General features: G+C 62.9%; 21 protein-coding genes. 11 read left to right on the forward strand and 10 right to left on the reverse strand.

From position 1 onward, the window contains the following. The first annotated feature begins 100 nt into the window (after positions 1 to 100). Positions 101 to 2686, forward strand: a complete 2586-nt coding sequence (clpB, locus tag B3H47_RS00305; RefSeq protein WP_286728737.1) for an ATP-dependent chaperone ClpB — start codon at positions 101 to 103, stop codon at positions 2684 to 2686. A gap of 36 nt (positions 2687 to 2722) precedes the next feature. On the opposite strand, the gene B3H47_RS00310 is transcribed toward clpB, so the two are convergent. Continuing rightward, positions 2723 to 3679, reverse strand: a complete 957-nt coding sequence (locus B3H47_RS00310; protein WP_286728736.1) for a hypothetical protein — start codon at positions 3677 to 3679, stop codon at positions 2723 to 2725. A gap of 270 nt (positions 3680 to 3949) precedes the next feature. On the opposite strand from B3H47_RS00310, the gene B3H47_RS00315 reads away from it, so the two are divergent. Next, positions 3950 to 4576, forward strand: coding sequence for an SCO family protein (locus B3H47_RS00315; protein WP_276727250.1), 627 nt, complete (start codon positions 3950 to 3952; stop codon positions 4574 to 4576). Positions 4577 to 4596: 20 nt separating this feature from the next. Here the strand turns inward: B3H47_RS00315 and B3H47_RS00320 are convergent, their stop codons facing one another. Beyond that, complete coding sequence (locus B3H47_RS00320; protein ID WP_286728734.1) at positions 4597 to 4845, reverse strand: hypothetical protein; 249 nt, start codon at positions 4843 to 4845, stop codon at positions 4597 to 4599. Positions 4846 to 5007: 162 nt separating this feature from the next. Here B3H47_RS00320 and B3H47_RS00325 point away from each other — a divergent pair, with 162 nt between their 5' ends. Next, positions 5008 to 5634, forward strand: a complete 627-nt coding sequence (locus tag B3H47_RS00325; RefSeq protein WP_013122748.1) for an SCO family protein — start codon at positions 5008 to 5010, stop codon at positions 5632 to 5634. 72 nt (positions 5635 to 5706) lie between these two features. On the opposite strand, the gene B3H47_RS00330 is transcribed toward B3H47_RS00325, so the two are convergent. The 4 genes from B3H47_RS00330 to B3H47_RS00345 form a co-directional block, all read right to left on the reverse strand. After that, the gene (locus tag B3H47_RS00330) at positions 5707 to 7506 is read right to left on the reverse strand and encodes a TRAP transporter large permease (RefSeq protein ID WP_286728732.1); all 1800 of its coding nucleotides are present in this window, start codon (positions 7504 to 7506) and stop codon (positions 5707 to 5709) included. After that, entirely contained in the window at positions 7507 to 8100 is a 594-nt protein-coding gene (locus tag B3H47_RS00335; protein ID WP_276707664.1) for a TRAP transporter small permease subunit, read from the reverse strand. A 241-nt stretch (positions 8101 to 8341) separates the two neighbouring features. Further along, positions 8342 to 9418 (reverse strand): selenide, water dikinase SelD, encoded by a 1077-nt coding sequence (gene selD, locus B3H47_RS00340; protein ID WP_286985350.1) that lies wholly within the window; start codon positions 9416 to 9418, stop codon positions 8342 to 8344. A gap of 18 nt (positions 9419 to 9436) precedes the next feature. Then, positions 9437 to 10336, reverse strand: a complete 900-nt coding sequence (locus B3H47_RS00345; RefSeq protein ID WP_286985352.1) for a LysR family transcriptional regulator — start codon at positions 10334 to 10336, stop codon at positions 9437 to 9439. A 279-nt stretch (positions 10337 to 10615) separates the two neighbouring features. On the opposite strand from B3H47_RS00345, the gene iscR reads away from it, so the two are divergent. The 7 genes from iscR (at position 10616) to fdx (ending at position 16348) form a co-directional block, all read left to right on the forward strand. Further along, a complete protein-coding gene (iscR, locus tag B3H47_RS00350) occupies positions 10616 to 11152 on the forward strand; it encodes a Fe-S cluster assembly transcriptional regulator IscR (protein ID WP_013105368.1) in 537 nt (178 codons plus the stop codon). Between the two features lie 121 nt (positions 11153 to 11273). After that, positions 11274 to 12494 carry an IscS subfamily cysteine desulfurase gene (locus B3H47_RS00355; protein WP_013105369.1) on the forward strand — a complete coding sequence of 407 codons (1221 nt, stop codon included), beginning with the start codon at positions 11274 to 11276 and terminating at the stop codon, positions 12492 to 12494. Positions 12495 to 12613: 119 nt separating this feature from the next. Then, positions 12614 to 13039, forward strand: coding sequence for a Fe-S cluster assembly scaffold IscU (gene iscU, locus B3H47_RS00360; protein ID WP_286985353.1), 426 nt, complete (start codon positions 12614 to 12616; stop codon positions 13037 to 13039). A gap of 45 nt (positions 13040 to 13084) precedes the next feature. After that, entirely contained in the window at positions 13085 to 13408 is a 324-nt protein-coding gene (gene iscA, locus B3H47_RS00365) for an iron-sulfur cluster assembly protein IscA (protein ID WP_286985354.1), read from the forward strand. 48 nt (positions 13409 to 13456) lie between these two features. After that, a complete protein-coding gene (gene hscB, locus B3H47_RS00370) occupies positions 13457 to 13993 on the forward strand; it encodes a Fe-S protein assembly co-chaperone HscB (protein WP_286985356.1) in 537 nt (178 codons plus the stop codon). A 100-nt stretch (positions 13994 to 14093) separates the two neighbouring features. Continuing rightward, positions 14094 to 15989, forward strand: a complete 1896-nt coding sequence (gene hscA / locus B3H47_RS00375; RefSeq protein WP_286985358.1) for a Fe-S protein assembly chaperone HscA — start codon at positions 14094 to 14096, stop codon at positions 15987 to 15989. A gap of 20 nt (positions 15990 to 16009) precedes the next feature. Further along, a complete protein-coding gene (gene fdx, locus B3H47_RS00380; RefSeq protein ID WP_013105374.1) occupies positions 16010 to 16348 on the forward strand; it encodes an ISC system 2Fe-2S type ferredoxin in 339 nt (112 codons plus the stop codon). Positions 16349 to 16359: 11 nt separating this feature from the next. Here fdx and B3H47_RS00385 read toward each other — a convergent pair whose 3' ends face one another. The 4 genes from B3H47_RS00385 to argA all read right to left on the reverse strand — a co-directional run bounded on the left by B3H47_RS00385 (position 16360) and on the right by argA (position 21006). Further along, the gene (locus B3H47_RS00385) at positions 16360 to 17769 is read right to left on the reverse strand and encodes an exonuclease domain-containing protein (protein ID WP_286985360.1); all 1410 of its coding nucleotides are present in this window, start codon (positions 17767 to 17769) and stop codon (positions 16360 to 16362) included. Positions 17770 to 17840: 71 nt separating this feature from the next. Further along, complete coding sequence (locus B3H47_RS00390; RefSeq protein WP_286985362.1) at positions 17841 to 19109, reverse strand: OmpP1/FadL family transporter; 1269 nt, start codon at positions 19107 to 19109, stop codon at positions 17841 to 17843. 276 nt (positions 19110 to 19385) lie between these two features. Further along, the gene (locus B3H47_RS00395; protein WP_013105378.1) at positions 19386 to 19658 is read right to left on the reverse strand and encodes an oxidative damage protection protein; all 273 of its coding nucleotides are present in this window, start codon (positions 19656 to 19658) and stop codon (positions 19386 to 19388) included. A gap of 22 nt (positions 19659 to 19680) precedes the next feature. After that, the gene (gene argA / locus B3H47_RS00400) at positions 19681 to 21006 is read right to left on the reverse strand and encodes an amino-acid N-acetyltransferase (protein ID WP_276727217.1); all 1326 of its coding nucleotides are present in this window, start codon (positions 21004 to 21006) and stop codon (positions 19681 to 19683) included. A gap of 49 nt (positions 21007 to 21055) precedes the next feature. Between argA and hrpA the strand changes: the two genes are divergently transcribed. Then, the gene (gene hrpA, locus B3H47_RS00405) at positions 21056 to 25057 is read left to right on the forward strand and encodes an ATP-dependent RNA helicase HrpA (RefSeq protein WP_286985363.1); all 4002 of its coding nucleotides are present in this window, start codon (positions 21056 to 21058) and stop codon (positions 25055 to 25057) included. The last annotated feature ends 4 nt before the right edge of the window (positions 25058 to 25061 follow it).

The following is a 25061-nucleotide window of genomic DNA, read 5'->3' on the forward strand; positions in this document are numbered from 1 at the left end:
GCGCCTGTTTGCCGTGTCAGATCAACTGCCCTGACACCGTCGCGCTTGAAAATATCTTCCTGACGCCGTATCTACAGGGCAGTTCAAGACGGAGGATTCCATGCGGATCGAAAAACTCACCACCCAGTTTCAGGAGGCATTGGCCGAGGCGCAATCGCTTGCGGTCAATCACGGCAACGCCTATATCGAGCCGGTGCATCTGCTGCATGCCTTGCTCGGCCAGGACGGCCCCAAAGCGCTGCTCGCACGCGCCGGGGTGAATGTGCCGGGGTTGACGGCAGCCACCGCGCAGGCCATCGACCGTTTGCCGGAAGTCGAAGGCACGGACGGCAATGTGCAGGTCAGCCGCGAGCTCAATGGCCTGCTCAACCTCACCGAGAAAGAAGCCACCAAGCGCAACGATCAGTTCGTCGCCAGCGAATTGTTTTTGCTTGCTGTGGCCGACGACAAGGGTGAGGCCGGGCGCATCGCGCGTGAAAACGGCCTCTCCCGTAAGTCGCTGGAGTCGGCCATCGAGGCGGTGCGCGGCGGGCAGAACGTCAACAGCGCCGAGGCCGAAGGTGCGCGCGAATCGCTGAAAAAATACACCATCGACCTCACCGAGCGCGCGCGCCAGGGCAAGCTCGATCCGGTGATCGGCCGAGACGACGAAATTCGCCGTGCCATCCAAGTGCTGCAGCGCCGCACTAAAAACAACCCGGTGCTGATCGGCGAGCCGGGCGTGGGCAAGACGGCCATTGTCGAAGGGCTGGCGCAGCGCATCGTCAACGACGAGGTGCCCGATAGCCTACGCGGCAAACGCCTGTTGGTGCTCGATATCGCTCTGCTGCTGGCCGGGGCCAAGTTTCGCGGCGAGTTCGAGGAGCGGCTGAAAAACGTGCTCAAGGAGTTGTCGCAAGACGCTGGGCAGACCATTGTGTTCATCGACGAGATTCACACCATGGTCGGCGCGGGCAAGGGCGAAGGCGCGATGGATGCGGGCAATATGCTCAAGCCGGCGCTGGCACGCGGCGAACTGCACTGCATCGGCGCGACCACGCTCGACGAATACCGCAAGTACATCGAGAAGGACGCCGCGCTGGAGCGCCGCTTCCAGAAGGTGATGGTCGATGAGCCCAGCGTGGAAGACACCATCGCCATCCTGCGCGGCCTGCAGGAGAAGTACGAGGTGCACCATGGGGTGGAAATCACCGACCCGGCCATCGTCGCCGCGGCGGAGCTGAGCCACCGCTACATCACCGACCGCTTTCTGCCGGACAAGGCCATCGACCTGATCGACGAGGCCGCGGCCAAGATCAAGATCGAGATCGACTCCAAGCCGGAGGCGATGGATAAGCTCGATCGCCGGCGCATTCAGCTCAAGATCGAGCGCGAAGCGGTGAAGCGCGAGAAGGATGAAGCCTCGCAAAAGCGTCTGGCGCTGATCGAGGAAGAACTCGCCAAGCTCGACCGCGAGTACGCCGATCTGGACGAAATCTGGAAGGCCGAAAAGGCCGCGGTGCAGGGTTCGGCCGCGATCAAGGAAGAGATCGACAAAATCCGTTTCGAGATCGAGGAACTCAAGCGCAAGGGCGATTTCAACAAAGTGGCCGAGCTGCAATACGGCCGTCTGCCTGAACTGGAGCGCAAGCTGCATGAGGCGCAGGCCAAGGAAACCGCGGATGGCGACCAGCCGCAGGCGCGGCGCCTGCTGCGCACCCAGGTGGGCGCGGAGGAAATCGCCGAGGTCGTGTCACGCGCGACCGGCATTCCGGTGTCCAAGCTGGTGCAGGGCGAGCGCGACAAGCTGGTCCACATGGAAGAGCGCCTGCACCGCCGCGTGGTGGGGCAGGACGAGGCGATTCGCGCGGTGTCCGACGCCATTCGCCGCTCGCGCGCCGGTCTGTCCGATCCGCGCAGGCCCTATGGTTCTTTCCTCTTCCTCGGCCCGACGGGCGTGGGCAAGACCGAACTGACCAAGGGACTGGCCGAGTTCCTGTTCGACACCGACGAGCACATCGTGCGCCTCGACATGAGCGAGTTCATGGAGAAGCATTCGGTTGCCCGTCTCATCGGTGCGCCGCCGGGTTATGTGGGCTATGACGAAGGCGGTTACCTCACCGAAGCCGTGCGCCGCAAGCCCTACAGCGTGGTGCTGTTCGACGAGGTAGAGAAAGCGCATCCGGACGTGTTCAACGTGCTGCTGCAGGTGCTCGACGACGGGCGGCTCACCGACGGCCAGGGCCGCACCGTGGACTTCAAGAACACCGTGATCGTGATGACCAGCAATCTGGGCTCGCATCAGATCATGGCGATGAGCGGCCAACCGCAGCAGGCCATTCGCGATGCGGTGTGGGAGGAGGTGAAGGCGCATTTCCGTCCGGAGTTTCTCAACCGCATCGACGAGGTGGTGGTGTTCCACGCTCTGGGGGAGAAAGAGATCGCGGATATCGCGCGCATCCAGTTGCGCGGTCTGGAAGGGCGACTGGCGCAGCTCGATATGCGGCTGGATGTCAGCAGCGAAGCACTGGCCGAGATTGCCCGAGAAGGCTTCGATCCGGTGTTCGGCGCACGGCCGCTCAAGCGCGCCATTCAGCAGCGCATCGAGAACCCGCTGGCCAAGCTGATTCTCGAAGGCCGCTTCGGCCCGAAGGACGTGATTCCGGTCAAGCTCAAAAACGGCCAGATCGTGTTCGAACGGGGCTGAACACCTGCCAGGGTGACCGGCTGAAGGGCGGAGCGTTCAGCTTTTCAGCCACTTGAGGAAGTCGGCATAGGCCTTCGGGCTGCCGACTTCCCATCCAGTGATGCCCAGGGCTTTGTTGGCCCGCTCCGAAGCGGCGCCGAGTAAATCGGCGCGCACTTTGGCCACCGAGTCCTCCGGCACGCTTGGGGCGGCCAGCACGGCCCACATGGGCATGGGCTGATGCTGCAACAACACGCCGCCTTCGGCCAGCCACTGCTTGGATACGACGGGGGTCACCACCCCGATGGCCGCGACATGCATGTCGCGCATCAGACCTGTGACCGCATTCTGCGTTTTGACGTGAACGACTTTGGGCAGCTGCTTGGCATGCTCCAGCCATAGCTTTTGCGCAATCATGTCCACCAGGCTACCCTTTTGCGGCGCAAGCAACACCGCCGACGGCGAATTCCACACCGCGTCGGGTGAGATGCAGGTCTCCGGCACAGCGGTGCTGAGCCCGAGCACGCTCAGACTGCTGCCGCCAACGAGAATTTTCCCGGCCTGATTGGGACATTGCCGGGCGATTAGATCGGTGCCGAAGTGCATCGTGTCTTTGCCCACGGCAACCAGCTGCCAGCCCTTGGCCAGCAGGGCGGCGGTCAGGTTGGGCGGTTTGACAAAGGCAAAGCTGTAGCGGCTCGCGTCGGAACTCGCCTCCGCGGTCTTGAGGTCGAAGTTCGGCAACCACAATACCTTGCGGTTGACCGCGTTGCTGACGACATCGCTGAGTGTCTGCCCGATGACATTCAGGGCTTGTTGGTTCTCAGCGGCCAGTCCAAACTGAAAGCCCATGAGCAAGGGCGCTGCGGATGCGACCGCAGGCGTCGGCGCGGCCTCGGCCTGGCGGGTCGCCAGGCCGCCGCAGAACAAGCTGACCAGCAGCACGCCCACGACGGCAAATGAGAGGATGGGGCGCGTTTGCCCTGGATCTGTGTGCAGATGGGAAGAGAACATGATGTGGTAGGGCCCCGTGGACAGTCAGGCGACTTGTGAGCGGTGGATTGCACCGGGAAGTGGCGCAACGGGTCGGCTTCGATGTCAGTGCGCTGCTGTAATACATTGAATTAGACGCCTCACTTTACAGTTGGGCTGAGTTTGTCCGATCAGGAGTTTCCCTGGGGCTGACAGAATGTGAAGTCTGTGCGTGCATGTGTTTGCGCCGAACTCGCACGTTGTCGGCAGACTCCACCACAGCACAGAAACAAAGATCGGGAGCCTGGGGGAATGGTTGCTTTCAAATGGATGTTGATGAGCGCGCTGGTTCTGGCGTTCTCAGGTTGTGCCCAGCAGCCGCATGAACAGAAATGGGCGATGGACTACATCGGTCCGAAAATCATGCAGCCGCTGCAATTCACCGATATGGCTTCGAGCAGCGGCAAGCTGGAGTCGTCCAAGGACTTTCTCGGCAAGGTGGTGGTGCTGTATTTCGGCTACACCCACTGCCCGGACGTCTGCCCGACCACCATGGCGCACCTCGCCCGGGCCGAGCAACTGCTGGGACCGCAGGGCAAGGACGTGCAGGTGATCTTCGTCACGGTCGATCCCAAGCGCGATACGCCCAAAGTGCTCGATGCCTATGTGCACGCCTTCATGTCCAGCGCCATCGGTCTGAGCGGCACCGTGGCGCAGACCAAAACGCTGGCGGGTCGCTATCACGTCAGCTATTCCTACGGCAAGCCCGATGCGCATGGCAACTATGTGGTCAACCACAGTGCGGCGATCTATGTGTTCGGCCCCCACGGCAATGGCCGCTTGATCGGCACCGAACTCACGCCGTCCGAAGGCATCGCCCACGACGTGCACCAGCTTCTTGCCGACGCCCACAAAAGCTGGTGGCAAAAGCTGGTTTGACGGCGCTGATCTGACGGCGATCAGGCGCTGCCGCGTGCGAAGCCCTTGACCTGCAAGGGACGATGCGTGTCATTGACCACCATCACACCTTGTCCCGGCGGCAGGGCGGTCAGGGGCAATGCGTGATGATCGAGCGGGGCGATATGCAGCACATTGATCGCCATCAGCGGCGCTTGAGGCGCGCTGGCCGCGTGAACCGTGAGTGCCGCGGTGGCCAGGGTGGTCAGCCCACCGGCCAGCAGGGCTTTGAGAAGGGCGCGCTTGGACATGGCACACTCCAGATGCAGTCAGAGCGCTTTGGAGTGGCTGGGTGACGTTTGGTTGCGCCTTGCCTGGTAAAGAGTTGTGACGCGAGTTGTGACGCTCATCCGAGCCCGGACACGGCACAATGCGAGCCTGTTTGAAAACGAACGTTTTTTGCGAAATTCACCATGACGTTGCCCCCCATCTTGTCTCAATCTCGATTCCTGTCGCGCCGCCTCGTTTTGCTGGGAGCGCTGGCCTTGCCGCTGGCGGGCTGCGGGCACCACAACAACCAGACCTGGCAGCTCAGCAACATCACCGGCGTGATGCCCAATCTCGAATTCAATCTCACCAACGATCTGGGGCAGAAGGTCACGGCGGAGAACTACAAGGGCAAGGTTGTTTTGCTCTACTTCGGCTACACCCATTGCCCCGATGTTTGTCCGACCACCATGCAGCTCATGTCGAATGTGGTGCAGCAGCTTGGCCCGCAGGGCAAGGATGTCCGTATCCTGTTCGTCAGCGTGGACCCCAAGCGCGACTCCAACACCATACTCAAGGCGTACACCGCGGCATTCAGCCCCAACGCCGTCGGCCTGACCGGCACCATCAAACAGATCGATGATTTGACTCGGCGCTATCGCGTGGCCTTCAGCTATGGCAAGCCCGATGCGCAGGGGAACTATGTGGTGGATCACAGCGCGGGGGTTTACATTTTTGGTCGCAGTGGACGCATTCATCTGCTGGGTTCTGACACCAATCCTCCCGCCGCGTTTGTGCACGACCTCAAGCAACTGATCGCCGACGAGGGCTGACGCAACCCTGCGTTGATGCCAGGAACGAAAAAGGCCCGGAATTCCGGGCCTTTTTCATGGGCGACAACCGCGCTATTTCGCTGCCCCACTCGCCGATGGCTCGGCCTGCAGCGAGCGCATCACCGCAGCGGCGGGGTCTTCCTCTACAGCGGCTGGTGCACTGCCACCTTCGGCCGGGGCGGCCTCTGATGCACCAAAGCTCGGCGGGGCGATGGACTCATAGCTGTTGTCATCAGACGGCCCAATGATCTGCACCTTGTTGATATCGACTTCAGCATGATGGTCCAGGCCGCTGGTGACCAGACCCGGGAAGGCAATGACCAGGCCAACCATGATGATCTGGATCAGCACGAAGGGCACCGCACCCCAGTAGATCTGTCCGGTGGTCACGCGGGCGATGCGCTTGCCGGTCTCCTTGTCGGTGTAGTCGTCCTTGGCCGCGACGCTGCGCAGGTAGAACAGCGCAAACCCGAAGGGCGGGTGCATGAACGAGGTCTGCATATTCACCGCCAGCAGCACGCCGAACCAAATCAGGTCGATGCCCAGCTTCTCCGCGACAGGGCCAAGCAGCGGAATGATGATGAACGACAGCTCGAAAAAGTCGAGGAAGAAGGCCAATACGAACACCAGAATGTTCACGACGATGAGGAAGCCCAGCACACCGCCTGGCAGGCTGGTGAGCAGATGCTCCACCCAGACGCGGCCATCGAGTCCCTGGAACACCAGGTTGAACACCGTGGAGCCGATGAGAATGAACAACACGAAGGTGGAGAGCTTGGTCGTGGTGTTGAGCGCCTGCTTGAGCAGATTCATATTGAGCCGCTTGCGGCTGAACGCCATGATCAGCGCGCCCACGGCGCCCATCGCGCCGCCTTCGGTGGGCGTGGCCACGCCCAGGAAAATGGTGCCCAGCACGAGGAAGATCAGCGTGAGCGGCGGCACCAGAGCGAATGTCACGCGTTCGGCCATCTGCGACAACAGATTGAGTCGGAAGGCTCGGTTGAGCAGAGACAGCACCAGCGAAAGAATCACGCCGAAGGTCATGGCCACGACGATGGTTTCATCCGTCGCAGCAATCACTTCGTGCCCCGCGCGCCAGCTCAGCAGCGCGCTGTAGTTGCGGGCCAGCACGATGCTGGAAATCAACACCACACCGAACAGAATGCCCAGCGAACGCAGGCCGCTGTCACCGTTGGGCTCGCGAATGGTGCGGGCCTCGGGGGGCAGCGCCGGGGCCCATTGCGGCTTAATCAAGGTCACGCCCACGACGTAAGCGAGGTATAAACCCGTGAGCGCGAATCCGGGGATGAACGCGCCCTTGTACATATCGCCCACGCTGCGGCCGAGCTGATCGGCCATGACGATGAGCACCAGCGACGGCGGGATGATCTGCGCCAGCGTGCCTGAAGCGGCGATCACCCCCGAGGCCAGACGGCGGTCATAGCCGTAGCGCAGCATGATGGGCAGCGAGATCAGGCCCATCGAGATCACCGAAGCCGCCACCACGCCCGTGGTTGCCGCCAGCAGCGCACCGACAAAAATCACCGCGATCGCCAGACCGCCGCGAATCGGGCCGAACAACTGGCCGATGGTTTCCAGCAGGTCTTCGGCCATGCCGCTGCGCTCGAGCAGCAGGCCCATGAAGGTGAAGAAGGGAATGGCCAGCAGGGTGTCGTTCTGCATGATGCCGATGATGCGCAGCGGAATGGCTTCGAGCAGCGCCTGCGGCATCAGCCCGAGTTCCACGCCGATGAAACCGAACAGCAGGCCGCAGGCTGCCAGGCTGAACGCCACCGGAAAGCCGACCAGCAAAAACAGCACCAGCGCCGCGAACATGATGGGCGCGATATTCGCAATGAGAAAGGCGGTCATTTATTGGGCCTCGTTTTTTTTCTGCGCCAACATGAATTCGGCCAGTTCTTCTTCTGCCGTTTTTTCGTTTTTCTTCACCAGCGGGTCGTCGATCAGCCCGCGCAAAAATGCCACGCGCTTGATCAGCTCGGACACGCCCTGCAGCCCGAGCAGCGAGAAGCCAATGGGCACGAGGATGTAAACCGGCCAGCGGATCAGCCCGCCGGCATTGCTCGACATCTCGCCCGAGGCGATGGCGTTGATCACCGTGGGCAGCGAAAGCCGCACGGTTTCAACCACGAAGGGAAACAGAAAGAACACGATGCCGATGATGTCGATCCAGTTGCGCCCACGCGGCGAGAGCTTGCTGGAGAGCACGTCGATGCGCACATGCTCGTTGTGCAAAAACGTATATCCGGCCGCCAGGAGAAACACCGCGGCGAACAGATACCACTGAATTTCCAGAAAGGCATTCGAGCTGTAGTCGAAGACTTTGCGTACGACCGCATTGAGTGCGCTGATGATGGCCGAAGCAAGAATGAGCCAGAGGGCAAAGCGGCCCACGCGCTCGTTGAGCCAGTCAATCCCGCGGGATAGGGCAAGTAAGGCGTTCAAGACATCTCCCGATTGTTTTGTGAACGAGTCGTTGACGGCTGTTTGTTCAGAGAAGTGTCATGGCAAGGCTTTATCGCATGACAGATCTGAAACAGTCCGCGGCGGAAGTATAAAGATGTAACAGATGCGAACTGAAATTTCCGGGCTCGGGTTTGCCCGCAGAGCAGGGGGTGAAGCAGTCTTGCGCGCGGCGGCGGTAATCGCCGCGGCGTGCAAGGAGAGGGATAAGAGGCAGCGGCGCTCAGGCGCGCACGTCAATGCCCGGAGTGCCCGCTTTCAATAGGCCGATGACGGCGGCTTGGGCAAAGCCTTCGTCGCGGAAGACGCGCAGCACCTCGTCAACCTGCTCCGGCGCGCAGCTCACGAGCAGGCCGCCGGAGGTCTGCGGATCGGTGAGCAGCGTTTGAGCCAGCGGCGGCAGATCGGCGGCAAGCGCGACTTCGCCGCCATAACTGGCCCAGTTTCGGCGCGATGCGCCTGTGATGTGGCCGGCGTTCGCCAACTCCACCACGCCTTCGATGAGGGGCACATCGGCGAAGCGCACGTCCGCCCGCAGTCCCGAGCCGCGGCAGACTTCCAGCAGATGGCCGAGCAGGCCGAAACCAGTGACGTCGGTCAGGGCATGCACGCCGGGCAGCAGGGCCAGCTTCTTGCCGGGGGTGTTGAGCTGCGTGGTGTTGGCAATCATGCGCGCGTAGCCCGCGGCATCGAGCGCTTCGCTTTTGAGCGCAGCCGACTGAATGCCCACGCCCAGCGGTTTGCCCAGCACGATCACGTCGCCGGGTCGGGCGCTGTCGTTGCGGAGGATGTGGCTGGGGTGCGCCAGACCCATGACCACCAGTCCGTAAATGGCCTCGACCGAATCGATGCTGTGCCCCCCCGCAATGGGAATGCCGGCCTGCGCGCAAACGGTCTCACCGCCCCGCAAAATGTCCCCCACGATATCCAGCGGCACCACGCCGATGGGCATGCCCACGAGCGCCAGCGCCATGATGGGCGTGCCGCCCATGGCGTAGATGTCGGAAATGGCGTTGGTCGCGGCGATCCGTCCGAAATCGAAGGGATCGTCCACGATGGGCATGAAGAAATCGGTCGTGGCAATCAGCGCCTGTTCGGGGTTGAGCAGATACACCGCCGCATCATCCGCAGACTCGTTGCCGACCAGCAGGGCCTCAGGCCTGGGCAGCAGCGGCGCGTGCTTTTTCAGGATTTCGGACAGGACGCCCGGCGCAATCTTGCAGCCGCAACCGCCGCCATGCGACAGCGAGGTGAGGCGGGGGGCGGCGGTTGCGGCAGGGGTGTTGGGAGCTGAGTTCATGGGACAAGGCTTTGTGAATCAGCCAGGAGTAGAAACAAAAGAATCGTCCTGCCAGTTCTGGCAGAACTGCAAAAAGCGTTGCAGCGGCTGGGAGAAGGTCTTTTTCTGGTGATGCACGATGTAGAGCGTGCGGTGCATGGGCGGCAGCGGGCTGCGCACGGTGACGAGGTGGCCGTGATCCAGCGCATCGCGCACCAATCGGCGGGGAATACAGGTCAGCCCCAGGCCGGCGATGGCCGCGCCGCGTATGGCCTCCGAACTACCCAGCACCATGGCCCGCTCGAAGCCGTGCAAATGTTCGAGCAGCAGGGTTTCGACGGTTTCGCGGGTGCCCGAACCCGGCTCACGCAGCAGCCAGCGGGCTGTGCGCAACTCGTCCAGACTGACCTCACGGCCCGCCAGAGAACTGTCAGGGGCGCAAACCACGACCAGCGCATCACGCAGCCACGGTGCAATGGCCAGGTCGTCGCGGTGACAGGCGCCTTCGACGAGCCCGAGATCGACCTCGAACTGCGCTACGGCCTCGGCGATGGCCTGGGTGTTGCCCACACGCAGACAGAACTGCGCGGCGGGAAACTCGCGGCAGAACTCCGCCATGATGCCCGGCAGAATGGCGTTGCCCACGGTGCTGCTCGCGCCGATGCGCAGCGCCGCGGCGCCCGCGCTGAACAGCGCTTCGATCCCGCGGGTCTGGTCGAGGATGGCCATGGCGCGGGGCAACAGCAGGCGGCCGGAGTCATTGAGCACCAGCCGTTTGCCAACCCGGTCGAAGACGCGTTCACCGAGCTGCGCTTCCAGTTCCGCCAGCGCCGCACTGACGGCGGACTGCGACATCGACAGGGTGTCGCCTGCGGCGGTGGCACTGCGGCTGTGTGCAATCTCCACCAGCACTTCCATTTGCCGCAGGGTCAGTCGCATGAGTTTGATCTATTCATTGGATTGATTTCAAGCCAAGCATAAACCAGACGGCTTGAATACCCACGCAGCCATCACAGAAAAAATTGCCTTCCGCCTTGGAACTTTGGGGCTGGGGAAAAGTCTGAGATGTTGACGAAAAAGATCGGGATTTGTAGAATTGGCCCACTAGTTTCGTCGGGTATTTTCCATTCCGGCACTGTGTAATGTCTGCTGCAAGCCTGCCCAAGGCGGTCGCCCTGACGTTGCAACTGGCCATCATTCATGTTGAGGAGAGCCGCCATGCGACTGACCACCAAAGGACGTTTTGCCGTAACCGCGATGATCGACGTGGCCATGCGTCAACATCTCGGCCCCGTAACTCTGGCCGGCATCAGCCAGCGCCAGCATATTTCCCTTTCTTATCTGGAGCAGCTGTTCGGCAAACTGCGCCGTCATGAGCTGGTGGACTCCGTGCGCGGCCCCGGAGGCGGCTATACGCTTTCGCGCAAATCGGAAGAAATCAGCATTGCCGACATCATCATCGCCGTGGACGAGCCTCTCGACGCCACTCAGTGCGGCGGCAAGGAAAACTGCAACGGCGAAGACAACGGCCCCTGCATGACGCACGACCTCTGGGCGCAGCTCAATGCCAAGATGGTGGAGTTTCTCGATTCGGTCAACCTCAAAGGGTTGGTCGAGCAGAACCTCGCCAAGGGGGTCACGGTGGAAGAGGTGGCCATCACCCGTAAACCCGTGTCTCCGCTGCCGGTGACGGCCAAGCCGATCAAGGTCAAGGCGCCGAACTCGGTGTTCAACCTCGCGCAGACTTTGAATTAAGCCTGGTTTCAAGAGATTTGAGCCCGGCGCTGCGCGCCGGGTACGTGTCGGGTGCATTTCGCGATGAATTTTCGCCGATAACGAGCACACATCCTGAGCATTTCCACTGAGCATTCCCACCATGTCCACCACGCCTCATCTTCCGATTTACATGGACTACGCCGCAACCACGCCCGTGGACCCGCGGGTGGTCGATGCCATGATTCCCTGGCTGCGCGAGCATTTCGGCAACCCGGCGTCGCGCAGTCATGCTTGGGGCTGGGAGGCGGAGGCTGCGGTGGAAAAGGCTCGCGAGCAAGTGGCCGCGCTGATCAACGCCGACGCCAAGGAAATCATCTGGACGTCCGGTGCCACCGAGTCGAACAACCTCGCCATCAAGGGCGCTGCGGAGTTCTATCAAGGCAAGGGCAAGCACATCGTCACCGTCAAGACCGAGCACAAGGCGGTGCTCGATACCGTGCGCGAAATGGAGCGCCGGGGTTTCGAGGCCACCTATCTCGACGTGCAGCCCAACGGCCTGCTCGACCTCGACGTATTCAAGGCGGCGCTGCGGCCCGACACCATTCTGGTTTCGGTCATGCTGGTTAACAACGAGATCGGCGTGATTCAGGACATTCCGGAAATCGGCCGCATCTGCCGTGAGCGCGGCATCATTTTTCATGTCGACGCGGCGCAGGCCACCGGCAAGATGGTGATCGATCTGCAAACTTGGCCCGTCGATCTGATGAGCTTGGCTTCGCACAAGACTTATGGCCCCAAGGGCATCGGTGCGCTGTATGTGCGGCGCAAGCCGCGGGTGCGGCTGATTCCACAAATGCACGGTGGCGGACACGAGCGCGGCCTGCGCTCGGGCACGCTGCCCACGCATCAGATCGTGGGCATGGGCGAGGCGTTTCGCATTGCCAAGGCCGAACTCGGCGCGAGCATCGAGCGCGCCCGCATGCTGCAGCAGCGCCTGCTCGACGGCCTCAAAGACATCGAAGAGGTTTATGTGAACGGCGACTTGGAGCGCCGCGTGCCGCACAACCTCAACATCAGTTTCAACTACGTCGAGGGCGAATCGCTGATCATGGCGATCAAGGGCATTGCAGTATCCAGCGGCTCGGCCTGCACTTCCGCCAGCCTGGAGCCCTCGTATGTGTTGCGCGCCCTGGGCCGCAGCGATGAGTTGGCGCATTCCTCGCTGCGCATGACCATTGGTCGCTACACCACCGAAGAGGAAATCGACTCCGCCGTGCGTCAGCTGCGCGAGAGCGTGGCCAAGCTGCGTGATCTTTCGCCCCTCTGGGACATGTACAAGGAAGGCATCGACATCAGCACCATCCAGTGGGCGGCGCACTGAGCTCCTTGCGGCTAAGCGCCTATCTGCATCAGGGTTGTGCAAATAGCCGACAATAGATATCGGAATTATTGGATGTGTCGTTCGCCGCTTCTGGCGAGCGCTTCGAGGAGGACAAGATCATGGCTTACAGTGACAAAGTGGTGGACCATTATGAAAACCCGCGTAACGTGGGCTCTTTTGCCAAGGACGACCCGCAGGTCGGCACCGGCATGGTGGGTGCTCCGGCGTGTGGCGATGTGATGAAGCTGCAGATCCGCGTCAACGATCAAGGCGTGATCGAAGATGCCCGCTTCAAAACCTACGGCTGCGGTTCGGCCATAGCCTCGTCTTCGCTGGTGACCGAGTGGGTCAAGGGCAAGACGCTCGATCAAGCGCTTGAAATTCGCAACAGCCAGATCGCCGAAGAATTGGCGCTGCCGCCGGTCAAGATTCATTGCTCCATCCTGGCCGAAGACGCCATCAAGGCCGCAGTGAGCGATTATCAGCAGCGTCATGGTCGTACTGCCGGGCAAGCGCTAGCCACTGAGCAGGCCCAGGCAGCCTGAGCGCGCTCAATTAGACGTAGACCAAGGGAATCGAGGGAACCGAAGATGTCAGTCACATTGACCGAGCGCGCGGCCGAGCAGGTGCAGCGCCATCTCGCCAAGCGGGGTGCGGGGCTGGGAGTGCGCCTGGGCATCAAGACCACCGGCTGCTCCGGCATGGCTTACAAGCTCGAATTCGTCGATCAAGCGTCTGATGAAGATCATGTGTTCGACAGCCACGGCGTCAAGATTCTGGTCGATCCCAAAAGCTTGGCCTACGTGGACGGCACCGAGCTTGATTTCGTGCGCCAGGGCTTGAACGAAGGCTTCCAGTTCAACAACCCCAACGAAAAAGATCGCTGCGGCTGCGGCGAGTCGTTCCGGGTTTGAGCGGCTTCGGCGCCTTGCTCATGGACGTCGCTCGGCGCCTTTGATCTGATGGATCTCGCTCAGTCTTATTTCGCCCTGTTCGGCCTTCCCGAAACCTTTTCCCTCGACGCAGCGCAGTTGGAACGGGCGCGGCTCGCGGTGCAGTCGCAAGTGCATCCCGACCGATTCGCCTCCGGCTCGGATCGCGATAAGCGCTTGGCCATGCAAATGGCAGCTCAGGCCAACGCGGCCTACCTCACCCTCAAGAACCCGGTTCAGCGCGCTTCTTACCTGTGCGAGCGGCGTGGTGTGGCGGTGCAGGCGGAGAACAACACCGCCATGCCGACCGAATTTCTGATGCAGCAGATGCAATGGCGCGAAGCGCTCGATGAGTTGCGGGAAGCGGCCGATGCCAGCGGGCTCGAGATCTTGCGGGCCGAGGTGCAGGCGCAGCGCGCTCAGCGCATCGAAGCCATTCGTCAGGCGCTCGATGAGCAGAACGCCCCTCAAGCGGCCGCCGAGCAGGTGCGCGCCCTGTTGTTTCTCGACCGTTTTGTCGAAGAGCTGCGGCGCACGGCCGATTCTTTGCCGCAGTCCTCCGCTTGATGCATGTTTGACACTCGATTGATACTCGATTGATTTCATTTCCTCGCTCCGGCACTTCAAGTCAACCTCGGCCGAGCTGAGCGATTACCTCCCTTTTGCCATGGCCTTGTTGCAAATCTCCGAACCCGGACAATCGCCCGACCCGCACCAGCACCGACGTGCCGTGGGCATTGATCTGGGCACCACGCATTCGCTCGTCGCCGCCGTGCTCAGCGGCTCACCGCAATGTCTGCCTGATGCGCAGGGAGAGGTGCTGCTGCCCTCCGTGGTGCACTACCACGCTGATGGCCGCGCCGAAGTGGGCCTGCGCGCGCGTGAAGAGCAGGCGCTCGATCCGGCCAATACCCTCGTTTCGGTCAAACGCTATATGGGTCGCAGCCCGAGCGACCTGCCGCCGACGGCGCTTGCGCATTACCGCATCAATCACGATGCGCGCATGGTCCGATTCCAGACCGCCGCTGGCGAGATGACGCCGGTTCAAGTCTCGGCCGACATCCTGCGCGTGCTGCGCTGGCGTGCCGAAGACACGCTGGGCGGCGAGCTGGTCGGTGCGGTGATCACCGTGCCCGCCTACTTCGACGATGCCCAGCGCCAGGCGACCAAGGACGCCGCGCAACTCGCGGGTTTGCATGTGCTGCGCCTTATCAACGAACCCACGGCCGCGGCGCTGGCCTACGGGCTCGATCATGGCGCCGAAGGTCTGTATGTCATTTACGACCTGGGCGGAGGTACCTTCGATCTTTCCGTGCTGCGGCTGAGCAAAGGAGTGTTCGAGGTGGTCGCCACCAGCGGCGACACAGCGCTGGGTGGTGACGATTTCGACCAGCGCATCGAGGCGCTGATGCGGCAGCGGGCCGGCAATCCCGAGCTGTCAGCCAGCCTGCAACGGCAGTGGCGCATGGCCGCACGCCAAGCCAAAGAAGCGCTGAGCGCGGCCAGCTCGGTGGAATACACCGTGGCACTGGCCGATGGGGCCTCTCACACCGGCACTTTGCAGCGCGACGATTTCGAGCAGGCCAGCGCCGATCTGGTGCAACGCACCCTCGCGCTGTTGCGCCGCGCTTTGAGCGACGCGCAGGTCAGTACCGCAGACGTGCAGGGCGTGGTGCTCGTGGGCGGCGCCACGCGCATGCCCATGATTCGCCAGGCGGTTGCGCGCGCCATCGGCAAGGCGCCGCTCACCGATCTCAATCCTGACGAAGTGGTCGCGCTGGGCGCAGCCATCCAGGCCAACGCGCTGGCGGGCAATGCCGGGGCCGACGATGTATTGCTGCTCGACGTCATTCCCCTGTCGCTCGGCGTCGAGACCATGGGCGGGCTGGTCGAGCACATTCTGCCGCGCAACAGCACCATTCCTCAGGCGCGAGCGCAAGACTTCACCACCTTCCGCGACGGGCAGACCGCCATGGCCATTCATGTGGTGCAGGGCGAGCGCGAGCTGGTGAGCGACTGTCGTTCGCTGGCGCGCTTCGAGCTGCGCGGCATTCCGCCCATGGTGGCGGGCGCCGCGCGTATCCGCGTGACCTTCGCCGTCGATGCCGACGGTCTGCTCGAAGTCAGCGCGCAAGAGCTGACCACCGGCGTGCAGGCCCAGGTGCAGGTCAAACCGGCTTACGGCCTGGACGACGCGCAAATCGCGCAGATGCTGCACGACAGCGTGGCCCACGCCCAAGACGACCGCGACGCCCGCATGCTGCAGGAAGCGCGGGTGGACGCCCAGGCTCTGCTGGCCGCCACACGCAACGCCATGCAGCTCGACCGCGATCTGCTGAGCGAGCAGGAAGTCGCGCAGATTCACACGGACATGGCCGCGCTGGCGCAGGCCGAACAAGGCGGCGACATCGATCAGATCCGCCTCGCCACCGAGGTGCTGACGCGGCAGACCGATGCGTTTGCCGAGCGGCGCATGAACCGCAGCATTCAACGCGCGCTGGCGGGTCAATCCGTCGATCAAATCGCGCAGCTCACCGACACGCCGTCCAGTACGGCGTCCTGAGACTTTTCTCGATTCTCACCATGCCCATCATCACGGTTCTGCCGCATCCCGAATACTGCCCGCAAGGCAAACAAGTCAGCGCCGGGCGCGGCACCTCGATTTGCGAGGCCCTGCTGGAAAACGGCGTGCCCATCGAACACGCCTGCGACATGCAATGCGCCTGCACCACCTGTCATGTGGTGGTGCGCAAGGGCTATGACAGCCTGGGTGAACTCGACGAAAGCGAAGAAGATCTGCTCGACCGCGCCTGGGGACTGGAGCCCACCTCGCGTCTATCCTGCCAGGCCATTCTGGCTGACGAAGACGTGACCATCGAGATTCCGAAATACTCGATCAACCACGCCAAGGAACACGGCTGAGCCGTCGTGGCTCACCGCAGGCGGATCAGATCGGGCGGCGGGCCCTTGGTGCCCGCTAGACGGCTCAGCAGCAGGCGGTAGATGTCCAGGTCGAAGCCGCTGCTGTCGGCCTCGCGTCGGCCCTCCATCAACTCGGCCACATCGGTTTCGCAACGCGCCGTGCCCAGATGCCGCCACTGGTCGAATACATGCACCTCGGTGCGATCCTGCTCAGGGCTGTGCTCGCGCAGCCCGACGGGCCCGGCGTAAGGCCAGGCGCGCAGGCGTTCCGCAGCCAGCGCCAGCAGCAGGCGGGCATGATGCCGCTCGGCTGATTCGAGGCCACAGCACACCCCCTTGCACTGACCGATTTGCTGCGCGAAGCAGCGGCCCTTGCCCGATTCAAGCCCCAGCGCCTGCGGGCACAGCGCGTGGCGCTGGGCAAGGGCGCGTAAGCCCTCGACAGCCTGTCGCTTGCTCCGGTAACAGCCATACAACTGCGGGAAAAATCGCGGATCGAGTTCGTCTCCGCGCACCAGCGTGAGCAGCGGCCGAGCCACGGGATCTTCCGCCAGCCGCCATGCGCAAAGCTGTCGCTCACGGCGCAGTTGCCGGTTGAGCAGGGGCTGTAGCTCCTTGATGAGCCGCATCTCCAGCAGCAGGGCGCCAAACTCACCCGCCGTCTCGCGCCATTCGACCCGCCGCACCTCCTGCGCCAGGCGCAATTCCCGCGCGTCGCGGTGATCCGCCTGAAAGTGCGACAGCACCCGACTGCGCAGGCGCACGCTCTTGCCGATATAGAGCGGTACTTCACCTTCGCCGTAGAACAGATAGACCCCGGGCGCTTCGGGAATGTCGTCCACCGGGGTTTCCAGATGCGGCGGCAGGCTCGCACTGCCGCGCAACAACTCCTGCGCCGCAGCCTGCACCGCAGCAGGCCCGAGTTCCGTCTGGGCGATGTGCAGCCATTGATGCAGTAGCTCAACATCGCCCATCGCCCGGTGGCGCGCCGTGGTGTGCAGCCCGTGGCGGCGCATGATGGCGTCCAGCCCATGCCCGCGGGCCTGCGGGTAGAGCTTGCGCGACAGGCGTACGGTGCATAAGGTTTTCACCCGCAGATCCACTCCTTCGCGCGCCGCGGCCTGCTTCAGAAAACCGTGGTCGAAGCGCACGTTATGCGCCACGAGCACGGCCCCGTCCAGCACGGCGAGCAGTTCGGGCAGCACCTCGCCAAACGCCGGAGCCCCCGCCACCATGGCGTCGTCGATGCCGGTGAGCTGCTGGATGAAAGGGGGAATGCGCTGTCCCGGATTGAGCAGCCGACTCCAATTCGCCACTACTTCTCCTTGCTCAACCCGCATGACCGCCACTTCGGTGATGCGATCGAGCACCGGGTTGGAGCCGGTGGTTTCGAGGTCGAGCAGAACGTAGCAAGGAAGCATGGCTGGAATTGTCGGCGAAACAGGAATAAAAAAACCGCAGCCGAGGCTGCGGTTTTCTGGGTTGGGACGAATCAGAACTTCCAGCCCACCGATACGCCCAGAGTGTTCTGGGACATGGACAGTGCCTCAGGCACCTGTCCAACCAGTTGACCTGATTGGTTGAACTGAGGAGCCTGACCATTGACAGTACTCTTAAACGCATGGATGTAATCAGCAGAGATTTCCATGCTGTTATTCACTGCGTAAGTCATTCCAAGAGTCAGGTGATCCTTAACGACACCTGGCGCGATGGTGTTGAAAAAGATGTTTGATGAAGTCACAGGATTGTCGCTATGGTTCCAGCCGGCCCGAACCGTCAATGCCTGATTAACTGCATAAGCAACGCCCAGTTTCACGACGGTCACATCTGTCCAGCCAAAGCCCGTACCCCCGGAAGCGCCCAGTTTGGGGGCCGGTTGGCCCATAACAAGTGCAAATAGCGGAGCAGACGAGTTGCCAATTGCGCTGACACCGCTGTAAAGAATGCGTTCAACATCGCCGGCCACAGTCAATTGCCCAGTTGGCTTCCACGCAAAGCCGATACCGTAATTTGCCGGAATATCGAAGCTGCCTCCATCAGCAAACAGGCCACTGTATTTGCTGAACTTGCTCATGTGGGTCTTGGGCTGATAGGTGGCGCCAAGCGAGAAGCCAGGTGCCAGTTCGCCGATCCAACCAATGCGAACGCCGATGCCATTTGACGAATCATGACCAGGAGCGAGGAAACTATTTGGGTTTGTCGTGACGTTCGGATTGGCGAAACCCTGCAGTCCATTCGCTCTGAAAGTTTGGTGAACGAGATTCACTGCAACACCGATCGTCTGAGTCGGCGTTACGCGCCAGGCGAAACTGGGCGAAATGAACATCTGCTGAAGATCGACGCCTGCCCCATTCATCAGGCCAGTGCGGGAGTTCATAATGGTGCTGTAGCCCGAGTTCATCCCGCCGTTGCCATACAAGCTCACGCCGGCCGACATGGTCGGGTTGATCATGTAGTTGGCGCCGATTTCCGGGATGATGAAGTTCTGCTGGTCGTTGCCGCTGTAGGTCGTGCCGTTGATCTTGGCCTGGCGGTCCGGGCGGAACAGGCTGATGCCGCCGTCTACACGATTACCGATCAGGGCCATGCCAGCCGGGTTGGTAGCGGCGGTCAGCGCGTCTTGCGGCAGGGCGATACCCACGCCGCCCATGCCGTTGGCCTTCACGCTGAAGCCGGGCTCGAAGTACCCGTCGGTCGCGTGCGCTGCGGGAAGTGCGATGCCGGCCAGGGCCAGCGAGAGTGCCAGTTTTTTCAGATGCATTCTTTTGTCTCCTACCGAGCGAGCAGCCCGGCCTCCATAGGTGGTTGATGGCGCCGCTCCATCACGGCAATGACTCGAAATACTGATTTGAGTATTTGAGGCTGAGGTGATGTTAGGAGGACATGCGCATACACCACATTGTGTTTAGTGTTGATTGCGCCAGTGTGTGAATTGTTGTAGTGAATCCGGAAAAGCCGCACAAATACTATATGGAGTATTAGCGCGGCGAGTGTGCGGAATCTGTATTGCGTCCAGCTTCAGGCTGCTCAGTTCAACTTAGGCCGTGGGCGGCACATAGCCTTGCGGCATTTCGGCGCCTTCGCCGAAAAAGTATTTTTCCATCTGCCGCGCCAAGTATTGGCGGGCGCGGGCGTCGGCCAGGTTGAGGCGGTTTTCATTTACCAGCATGGTCTGGTGCTTGAGCCAGGCCGCCCAGGCTTCCTTGGAGACGTTGTTGTAGATGCGTGCGCCAAGTTCGCCGGGGTAGGGAGCGAAATCGAGGCCTTCAGCCTCGCGGCCGAGTTTGATGCAGTGAATCGTGCGTGCCATGAAAGTGTCCTTTATTGAGGTTTCAACCGAGATGTTTGACCAGCACACGCGAGCGTCGCTGGTCGTCGTAGCGCAGGCGGCGCTCGGGCGGCAGCCATTCGCGCTCGACCAGCACAAAGCCCCGCTTGAGAAACCAGTGCATGGTGCGGGTGGTGAGCACAAAAATGCTGTGCAGTCCCAGCGCCCGAGCGCGTTGTTCGATGTGTTTGAGGATGCGCTCGCCATCGCCCTGACCTTGGGCGGACGGGTGAACGGTGAGCGCGGCCATTTCGCCGGTTTTCTGCTCGGCGTAGGGGTAGAGCGCGGCGCAGCCGAAGATGATGCCGTCGTGCTCCAGTACCGTGTAGTAGCTGATGTCGCGTTCGATCTCGGTGCGGCTACGCTTGACCAGCACGCCTTGTTCTTCCAGCGGCTCGATGAGTTGCAGGATGCCGCCCACGTCGTCGGCCGTGGCTTGCCGCAGATGTTCGAGATGCTCGTCGGCGATCATGGTGCCCACGCCGTCGTGGGTGAAGAGTTCGAGCAGCAGCGAGCCGTCGATGGCAAACGGCACGATGTGCGCACGCGTCACGCCGCCGCGCACGGCGCGTACCGCATGGCGCAAATAAAACGCGGTGTCGGTGGGCTGCTGCGGATCGGGCAGGCGCGACAGCAGGCTCTCGGCTTGCGCCACGGTCAGTTCGGGAATGAGGTTGTGCGCGTCGTCGATCACGCCGTCCACCTCGGTGATCAGCACGAGCTTTTCCGCCTTGATGGCCGCGCCCACGCTGCTGGCCACGTCTTCCATGCTGAGGTTGAAGGCTTCGCCGGTAGGCGAGTAGCCGAAGGGCGACATGAGCACGACCGCGCCATATTCCAGCGCGCGTTGAATGGTGGGCGCATCGACCTTGCGGACCAGCCCGGTGTGCTGGAAATCAAGGCCGTCGATCACGCCTACGGGGCGGGCGATGATGAAGTTGCCCGACACCACGCGTACGGTGGCGCCGGCCATCGGCGTGTTGGGCAGGCCTTGCGAGAACGTGGCTTCGATCTCGAAGCGCAACTGGCCTGCGGCTTCCTGCGCGGCATCGAGCGCGACTTCATCGGTCACCCGCATGCCATGCGAGTAGCGCGCGCCGACGCCTTTTTCGCGCAACTGCGCTTCGACCTGCGGACGAAAGCCGTGCACGAGCACGATGCGCACGCCCATCGCGGTGAGCAGCGCAACATCCTGCACCAGCGCGTTGAGGCGTCCGGCCGCGATCAATTCGCCGGCGATGGCGACCACAAAGGTCTTGCCGCGGTGGGCATGGATGTAAGGCGCGACGGAGCGCAGCCAATCGACGAATTGTTCTTGCTGGGCGATCATGGCCCGATTATCCGAAAATGTCGGGTTGCTTTTGTTTTTGATGTCTTCCATGCCCGAATCCACCGCCGCCCGACCCCCACGCCAGCGCCATGCTGCTGCGCCGCGCAAGCCTGTGGCGGCCACGCCCGTGGGCGAAGTGCGCTTTCCTGAAGATCTGCCGGTTTCGCTGCGGCGCGAGGACATCGCGCGTGCACTGCGCGAACATCAGGTGGTGATCGTCTGCGGCGAAACCGGATCGGGCAAGACCACGCAGTTGCCCAAGATCGCGCTGTCCATCGGGCGCGGGCTGGGAGCGGGCGGAACGGGGCTGATCGGCCACACCCAGCCGCGGCGGCTGGCGGCGGTGAGCATCGCCCGGCGGATCGCGCAAGAACTCGGCAGCGAGCTGGGCGCGATTGCCGGATACAAGGTGCGCTTCAACGACCGGCTGCAGCCCGGGGCGTCGATCAAGCTGATGACCGACGGCATCTTGCTGGCGGAAACCCAGACCGATCCGCTGCTGCGCGCCTATGACACCCTGATCATCGACGAGGCGCACGAGCGCAGCCTGAACATCGACGTGCTGCTGGGCTACCTCAAACAGTTGCTGCCGCGCCGTCCTGATCTGAAAGTGATCGTGACCTCGGCCACCATCGATGCGCAGCGGTTTGCGGAGCACTTTGCCGAAAGCGCTCCCCGCCCGGCGCCGGGCCGCCCCAAGCCGGGCGGCGCCCCCTCGGGGGGCAGCGACGGGGCGCAGCCCGGAGCGTGGGGGCAGTCCACTCTTGCTCCGGTCATCGAAGTTTCGGGGCGGCTATATCCGGTGGAAGTGCGTTGGCGTCCGTTCGGCATCGACAAGGGTGATGACCGCGACCAGTCTGCGGCGATCTGCGATGCGGTGGACGAGCTTTGGCGGCTCGGCTCCGGCGACATTCTGGTGTTTCTGCCTGGCGAGCGCGAAATCCGCGAAGCCGAGGCTGCGCTGCGTAAACACCATCTCGACACCAAGCGTGTCGGCGTGGAAATCCTGCCGCTGTACGCCCGCCTGTCGCAGGCCGAGCAAGACCGGGTGTTTGCCTCGGGCGGTGCGCGGCGCATCGTGCTGGCAACCAATGTTGCCGAAACCTCGCTGACCGTGCCTGGCATCCGCTACGTTATCGACGCCGGTCTGGCGCGGGTGAAGCGCTACAGCTACCGCAACAAGGTGGAGATGCTGCAGGTCGAGCCCATCAGCCAGGCGGCGGCGCAGCAACGCGCGGGCCGTTGCGGCCGGGTGGCCAACGGCGTGTGCATCCGGCTGTACGACGAAGCCGAGTTCGCCGAGCGGCCGCGGTTCACCACGCCGGAAATCCAGCGGTCTTCGCTGGCCGCGGTCATTCTGCGCATGAAGGCGCTGGGGCTGGATTCCATCGAGCAGTTTCCCTTCATCGAGCCGCCGCCGGGCAAGGCGATTGCCGACGGCTACCAGCTGCTCACCGAACTGGGCGCGGTGGACGACCGCAATGCGCTCACCCCTCTGGGCCGCGAGCTTGCCCGACTGCCGCTGGACCCGCGTATCGGCCGCATGATTCTCGAAGCCCGCAACCGCGAGGCGCTGACCGAAGTGCTGATCATCGCCGCGGCGCTGTCGGTGCAAGACCCGCGCGAACGTCCCGCCGAGGCGCAGCAGGCAGCCGATGAAGCGCATCGCAAGTTCAGCGACGAGCGCTCCGAATTTCTCGGCTGGCTCAAGCTCTGGGCGCATTACCACGCGGCCATTGCCCACAAAAAGTCGCAGCGCAAATTGTGGGGCGAACTGCGTGGCCAGTATCTGTCGCCGCTGCGCCTGCGCGAATGGCATGACGTGCACAGCCAGCTCCACACCCTGGTGTCCGAGCAGGGCTGGCGGCTCAACACGACCGAAGCCACCTTTGAGCAGATTCATTGCGCTTTGCTCAGCGGCCTGCTCGGCAACGTGGGCTACAAGGGCGATGACGATGCCCAGTACCTTGGCGCGAGAGGCATTCGCTTTGCCATCCATCCGTCGTCGCCGCTGGGGCGCAAGGCCGGGCGGTGGATCATGGCGGCGGAGCTGGTGGAAACCACGCGGCTGTACGCCCGCAGCGTGGCGCGCATCGAGCCGCATTGGCTGGAGCGCGTAGGCGCGCACCTGCTTAAGACCAGCCTGCTCGATCCGCATTGGGAAAAGAAGCCAGCGCAAGTCACCGCCTTCGAACGCGCGACGCTGTACGGACTGGTGGTTTACAACCAGAGACGGGTGGATTTTGGTCGTTTCGACCCCAAGCAGGCGCGCGAGATCTTTCTGCGCGAGGCCCTGGTGGCGGGCGAGTGGGACTGCCGCTGGCCGTTTTTCCAGCACAACCAGGCGCTGATCGCCGACATCGAACGCCTCGAACACAAGGCGCGGCGGCTCGACGTGCTGGTGGACGAAGAACTGATCTACGCCTTCTACGACCAGCAAGTGCCCGACGAAGTGCACGGCGGCGCCAGTTTCGACCGCTGGTATCGCGATGCGGTGCGGGCCAAGCCGAAGCTGCTGTTCCTGCAGCGCGACGAGTTGATGCGCCACGAAGCGGCCGGCATCACCACCGAGACGTTTCCCAATCGCCTCAAGCTCGGCGCGCTGGAACTGCAGCTCGACTACACCTTCGACCCCGGCGGCGCGCGCGACGGCGTCACGGTGCAGGCGCCGCTGGCCGCGCTCAACCAGATTCCGGCGCAGCGGCTGCAATGGCTGGTGCCGGGGCTGCTCAAGGAAAAGATTCTGGCGCTGCTCAAAAGTCTGCCGCAGCGCCCGCGTTCACGCCTCGTGCCGCTGCCGCAAACCGCCGAGGCGTTCGCCGCGCAGCTCACGACGGCGGGGCGATTCGGCCAGGGCGATCTGCTCGACGCCTTGCGCGATCTGGTGCGCGAGCACACCGGGCTGGCGCTGCAGCGCACCGACTTCAAGCTCGAAACCCTTGGGCCTCATCTGTTTTTCAACGTGCAGGTGATCGACGCCCACGGACGGCGCATCGACGTCGGGCGCGACATCGACAAACTGCGCGCAGATCATGGTCAGGCTTCACGCAGCGCGTTTGCCGAACTGGCCAAGCTGCGCACCGGGCTGTCTCCGCAAAAAGACGCCAAGGCCCCGTCCGAAGCCCCGGCACCTCCCCGCGCGGCGGCCGGCGCGGCGGCCTCAGCGCCGAGCGAGGCGCCCATCAATGTGCCCACCGATGCGCTGCAAGGACTGACCGATTGGACCTTCGACGCCCTGCCCGAACTGCTGGAACTACGCCGGGGCGCGCACACCCTGATCGGCTTTCCCGCCCTAGTGGACAAGGGCGGCGCGGTTGATGTGGAGGTATTCGACACCGCCGAGGAAGCCGCACGGTTGCACCGTAGCGGCCTTCGGCGTCTGTTCGCCCTGCAGCTGCGCGATCAGATCAAGCATGCAGAAAAAAATCTGCCCGGATTCCAGCAGGCGGCGATGCAGTTCATGTCGCTGGGCACGGCTGAACTGTTGCGCGCGCAGATTGTGGATGCGGCGCTCGACCGGGCCTTTCTCGCCGAGCCGCTGCCTGCCGACAAGCCCGCCTTCGCCCAACGCTTGAGTGAGGGCAAGCCCCGCTTTCAACTGTTGGCCGCCGAAATGGCGCGGCTGGCGGCGCAGATTCTGGATGAATACGCGCAAGTGCAGAAAAAACTCGCCGCGTTCAAGAACCAACCCGCGCTGCACGCCGACATCCGCGCTCAGCTACAGGCTTTGTTGCCCCCGCGTTTCATCGCCGAAACGCCGCCCGCGCAAATCGCGCACTTTCCCCGCTATCTGCAGGCCATCGGGCGGCGGCTGGATAAATTTCGCACCGATCCGGCCCGCGATGCGCAACTCGGCACCCAGCTCGCCCCTTGGCTCACCCGCTGGCAGCGCGAGGCGGCGAGCTATCACGGGCTCTTGCCGCCACGCCTGCAAGAGCTGCGCTGGCTGCTCGAAGAACTGCGGGTGTCGCTGTTCGCCCAAGAACTGCGCACGCCCATGCCGGTATCGCTCAAGCGTCTGGAAAAAATCTGGGCGCAGTGGCAGGGCTGATCCA

Source organism: Thiomonas sp. UBA7699 (genome assembly GCF_002482605.1).
In the GTDB taxonomy this organism is placed as follows: domain Bacteria; phylum Pseudomonadota; class Gammaproteobacteria; order Burkholderiales; family Burkholderiaceae_C; genus Thiomonas; species Thiomonas arsenitoxydans.

What these genes read in the sequence shown, in the direction of transcription:
- clpB (WP_286728737.1), top strand. Translation starts at nt 101, where the DNA reads ATGCGGATCGAAAAACTCACCACCCAGTTTCAGGAGGCATTGGCCGAG.
- B3H47_RS00310 (WP_286728736.1), bottom strand. Translation starts at nt 3,679, where the DNA reads ATGTTCTCTTCCCATCTGCACACAGATCCAGGGCAAACGCGCCCCATC.
- B3H47_RS00315 (WP_276727250.1), top strand. Translation starts at nt 3,950, where the DNA reads ATGGTTGCTTTCAAATGGATGTTGATGAGCGCGCTGGTTCTGGCGTTC.
- B3H47_RS00320 (WP_286728734.1), bottom strand. Translation starts at nt 4,845, where the DNA reads ATGTCCAAGCGCGCCCTTCTCAAAGCCCTGCTGGCCGGTGGGCTGACC.
- B3H47_RS00325 (WP_013122748.1), top strand. Translation starts at nt 5,008, where the DNA reads ATGACGTTGCCCCCCATCTTGTCTCAATCTCGATTCCTGTCGCGCCGC.
- B3H47_RS00330 (WP_286728732.1), bottom strand. Translation starts at nt 7,506, where the DNA reads ATGACCGCCTTTCTCATTGCGAATATCGCGCCCATCATGTTCGCGGCG.
- selD (WP_286985350.1), bottom strand. Translation starts at nt 9,418, where the DNA reads ATGAACTCAGCTCCCAACACCCCTGCCGCAACCGCCGCCCCCCGCCTC.
- B3H47_RS00345 (WP_286985352.1), bottom strand. Translation starts at nt 10,336, where the DNA reads ATGCGACTGACCCTGCGGCAAATGGAAGTGCTGGTGGAGATTGCACAC.
- iscR (WP_013105368.1), top strand. Translation starts at nt 10,616, where the DNA reads ATGCGACTGACCACCAAAGGACGTTTTGCCGTAACCGCGATGATCGAC.
- B3H47_RS00355 (WP_013105369.1), top strand. Translation starts at nt 11,274, where the DNA reads ATGTCCACCACGCCTCATCTTCCGATTTACATGGACTACGCCGCAACC.
- iscU (WP_286985353.1), top strand. Translation starts at nt 12,614, where the DNA reads ATGGCTTACAGTGACAAAGTGGTGGACCATTATGAAAACCCGCGTAAC.
- iscA (WP_286985354.1), top strand. Translation starts at nt 13,085, where the DNA reads ATGTCAGTCACATTGACCGAGCGCGCGGCCGAGCAGGTGCAGCGCCAT.
- hscB (WP_286985356.1), top strand. Translation starts at nt 13,457, where the DNA reads ATGGATCTCGCTCAGTCTTATTTCGCCCTGTTCGGCCTTCCCGAAACC.
- hscA (WP_286985358.1), top strand. Translation starts at nt 14,094, where the DNA reads ATGGCCTTGTTGCAAATCTCCGAACCCGGACAATCGCCCGACCCGCAC.
- fdx (WP_013105374.1), top strand. Translation starts at nt 16,010, where the DNA reads ATGCCCATCATCACGGTTCTGCCGCATCCCGAATACTGCCCGCAAGGC.
- B3H47_RS00385 (WP_286985360.1), bottom strand. Translation starts at nt 17,769, where the DNA reads ATGCTTCCTTGCTACGTTCTGCTCGACCTCGAAACCACCGGCTCCAAC.
- B3H47_RS00390 (WP_286985362.1), bottom strand. Translation starts at nt 19,109, where the DNA reads ATGCATCTGAAAAAACTGGCACTCTCGCTGGCCCTGGCCGGCATCGCA.
- B3H47_RS00395 (WP_013105378.1), bottom strand. Translation starts at nt 19,658, where the DNA reads ATGGCACGCACGATTCACTGCATCAAACTCGGCCGCGAGGCTGAAGGC.
- argA (WP_276727217.1), bottom strand. Translation starts at nt 21,006, where the DNA reads ATGATCGCCCAGCAAGAACAATTCGTCGATTGGCTGCGCTCCGTCGCG.
- hrpA (WP_286985363.1), top strand. Translation starts at nt 21,056, where the DNA reads ATGCCCGAATCCACCGCCGCCCGACCCCCACGCCAGCGCCATGCTGCT.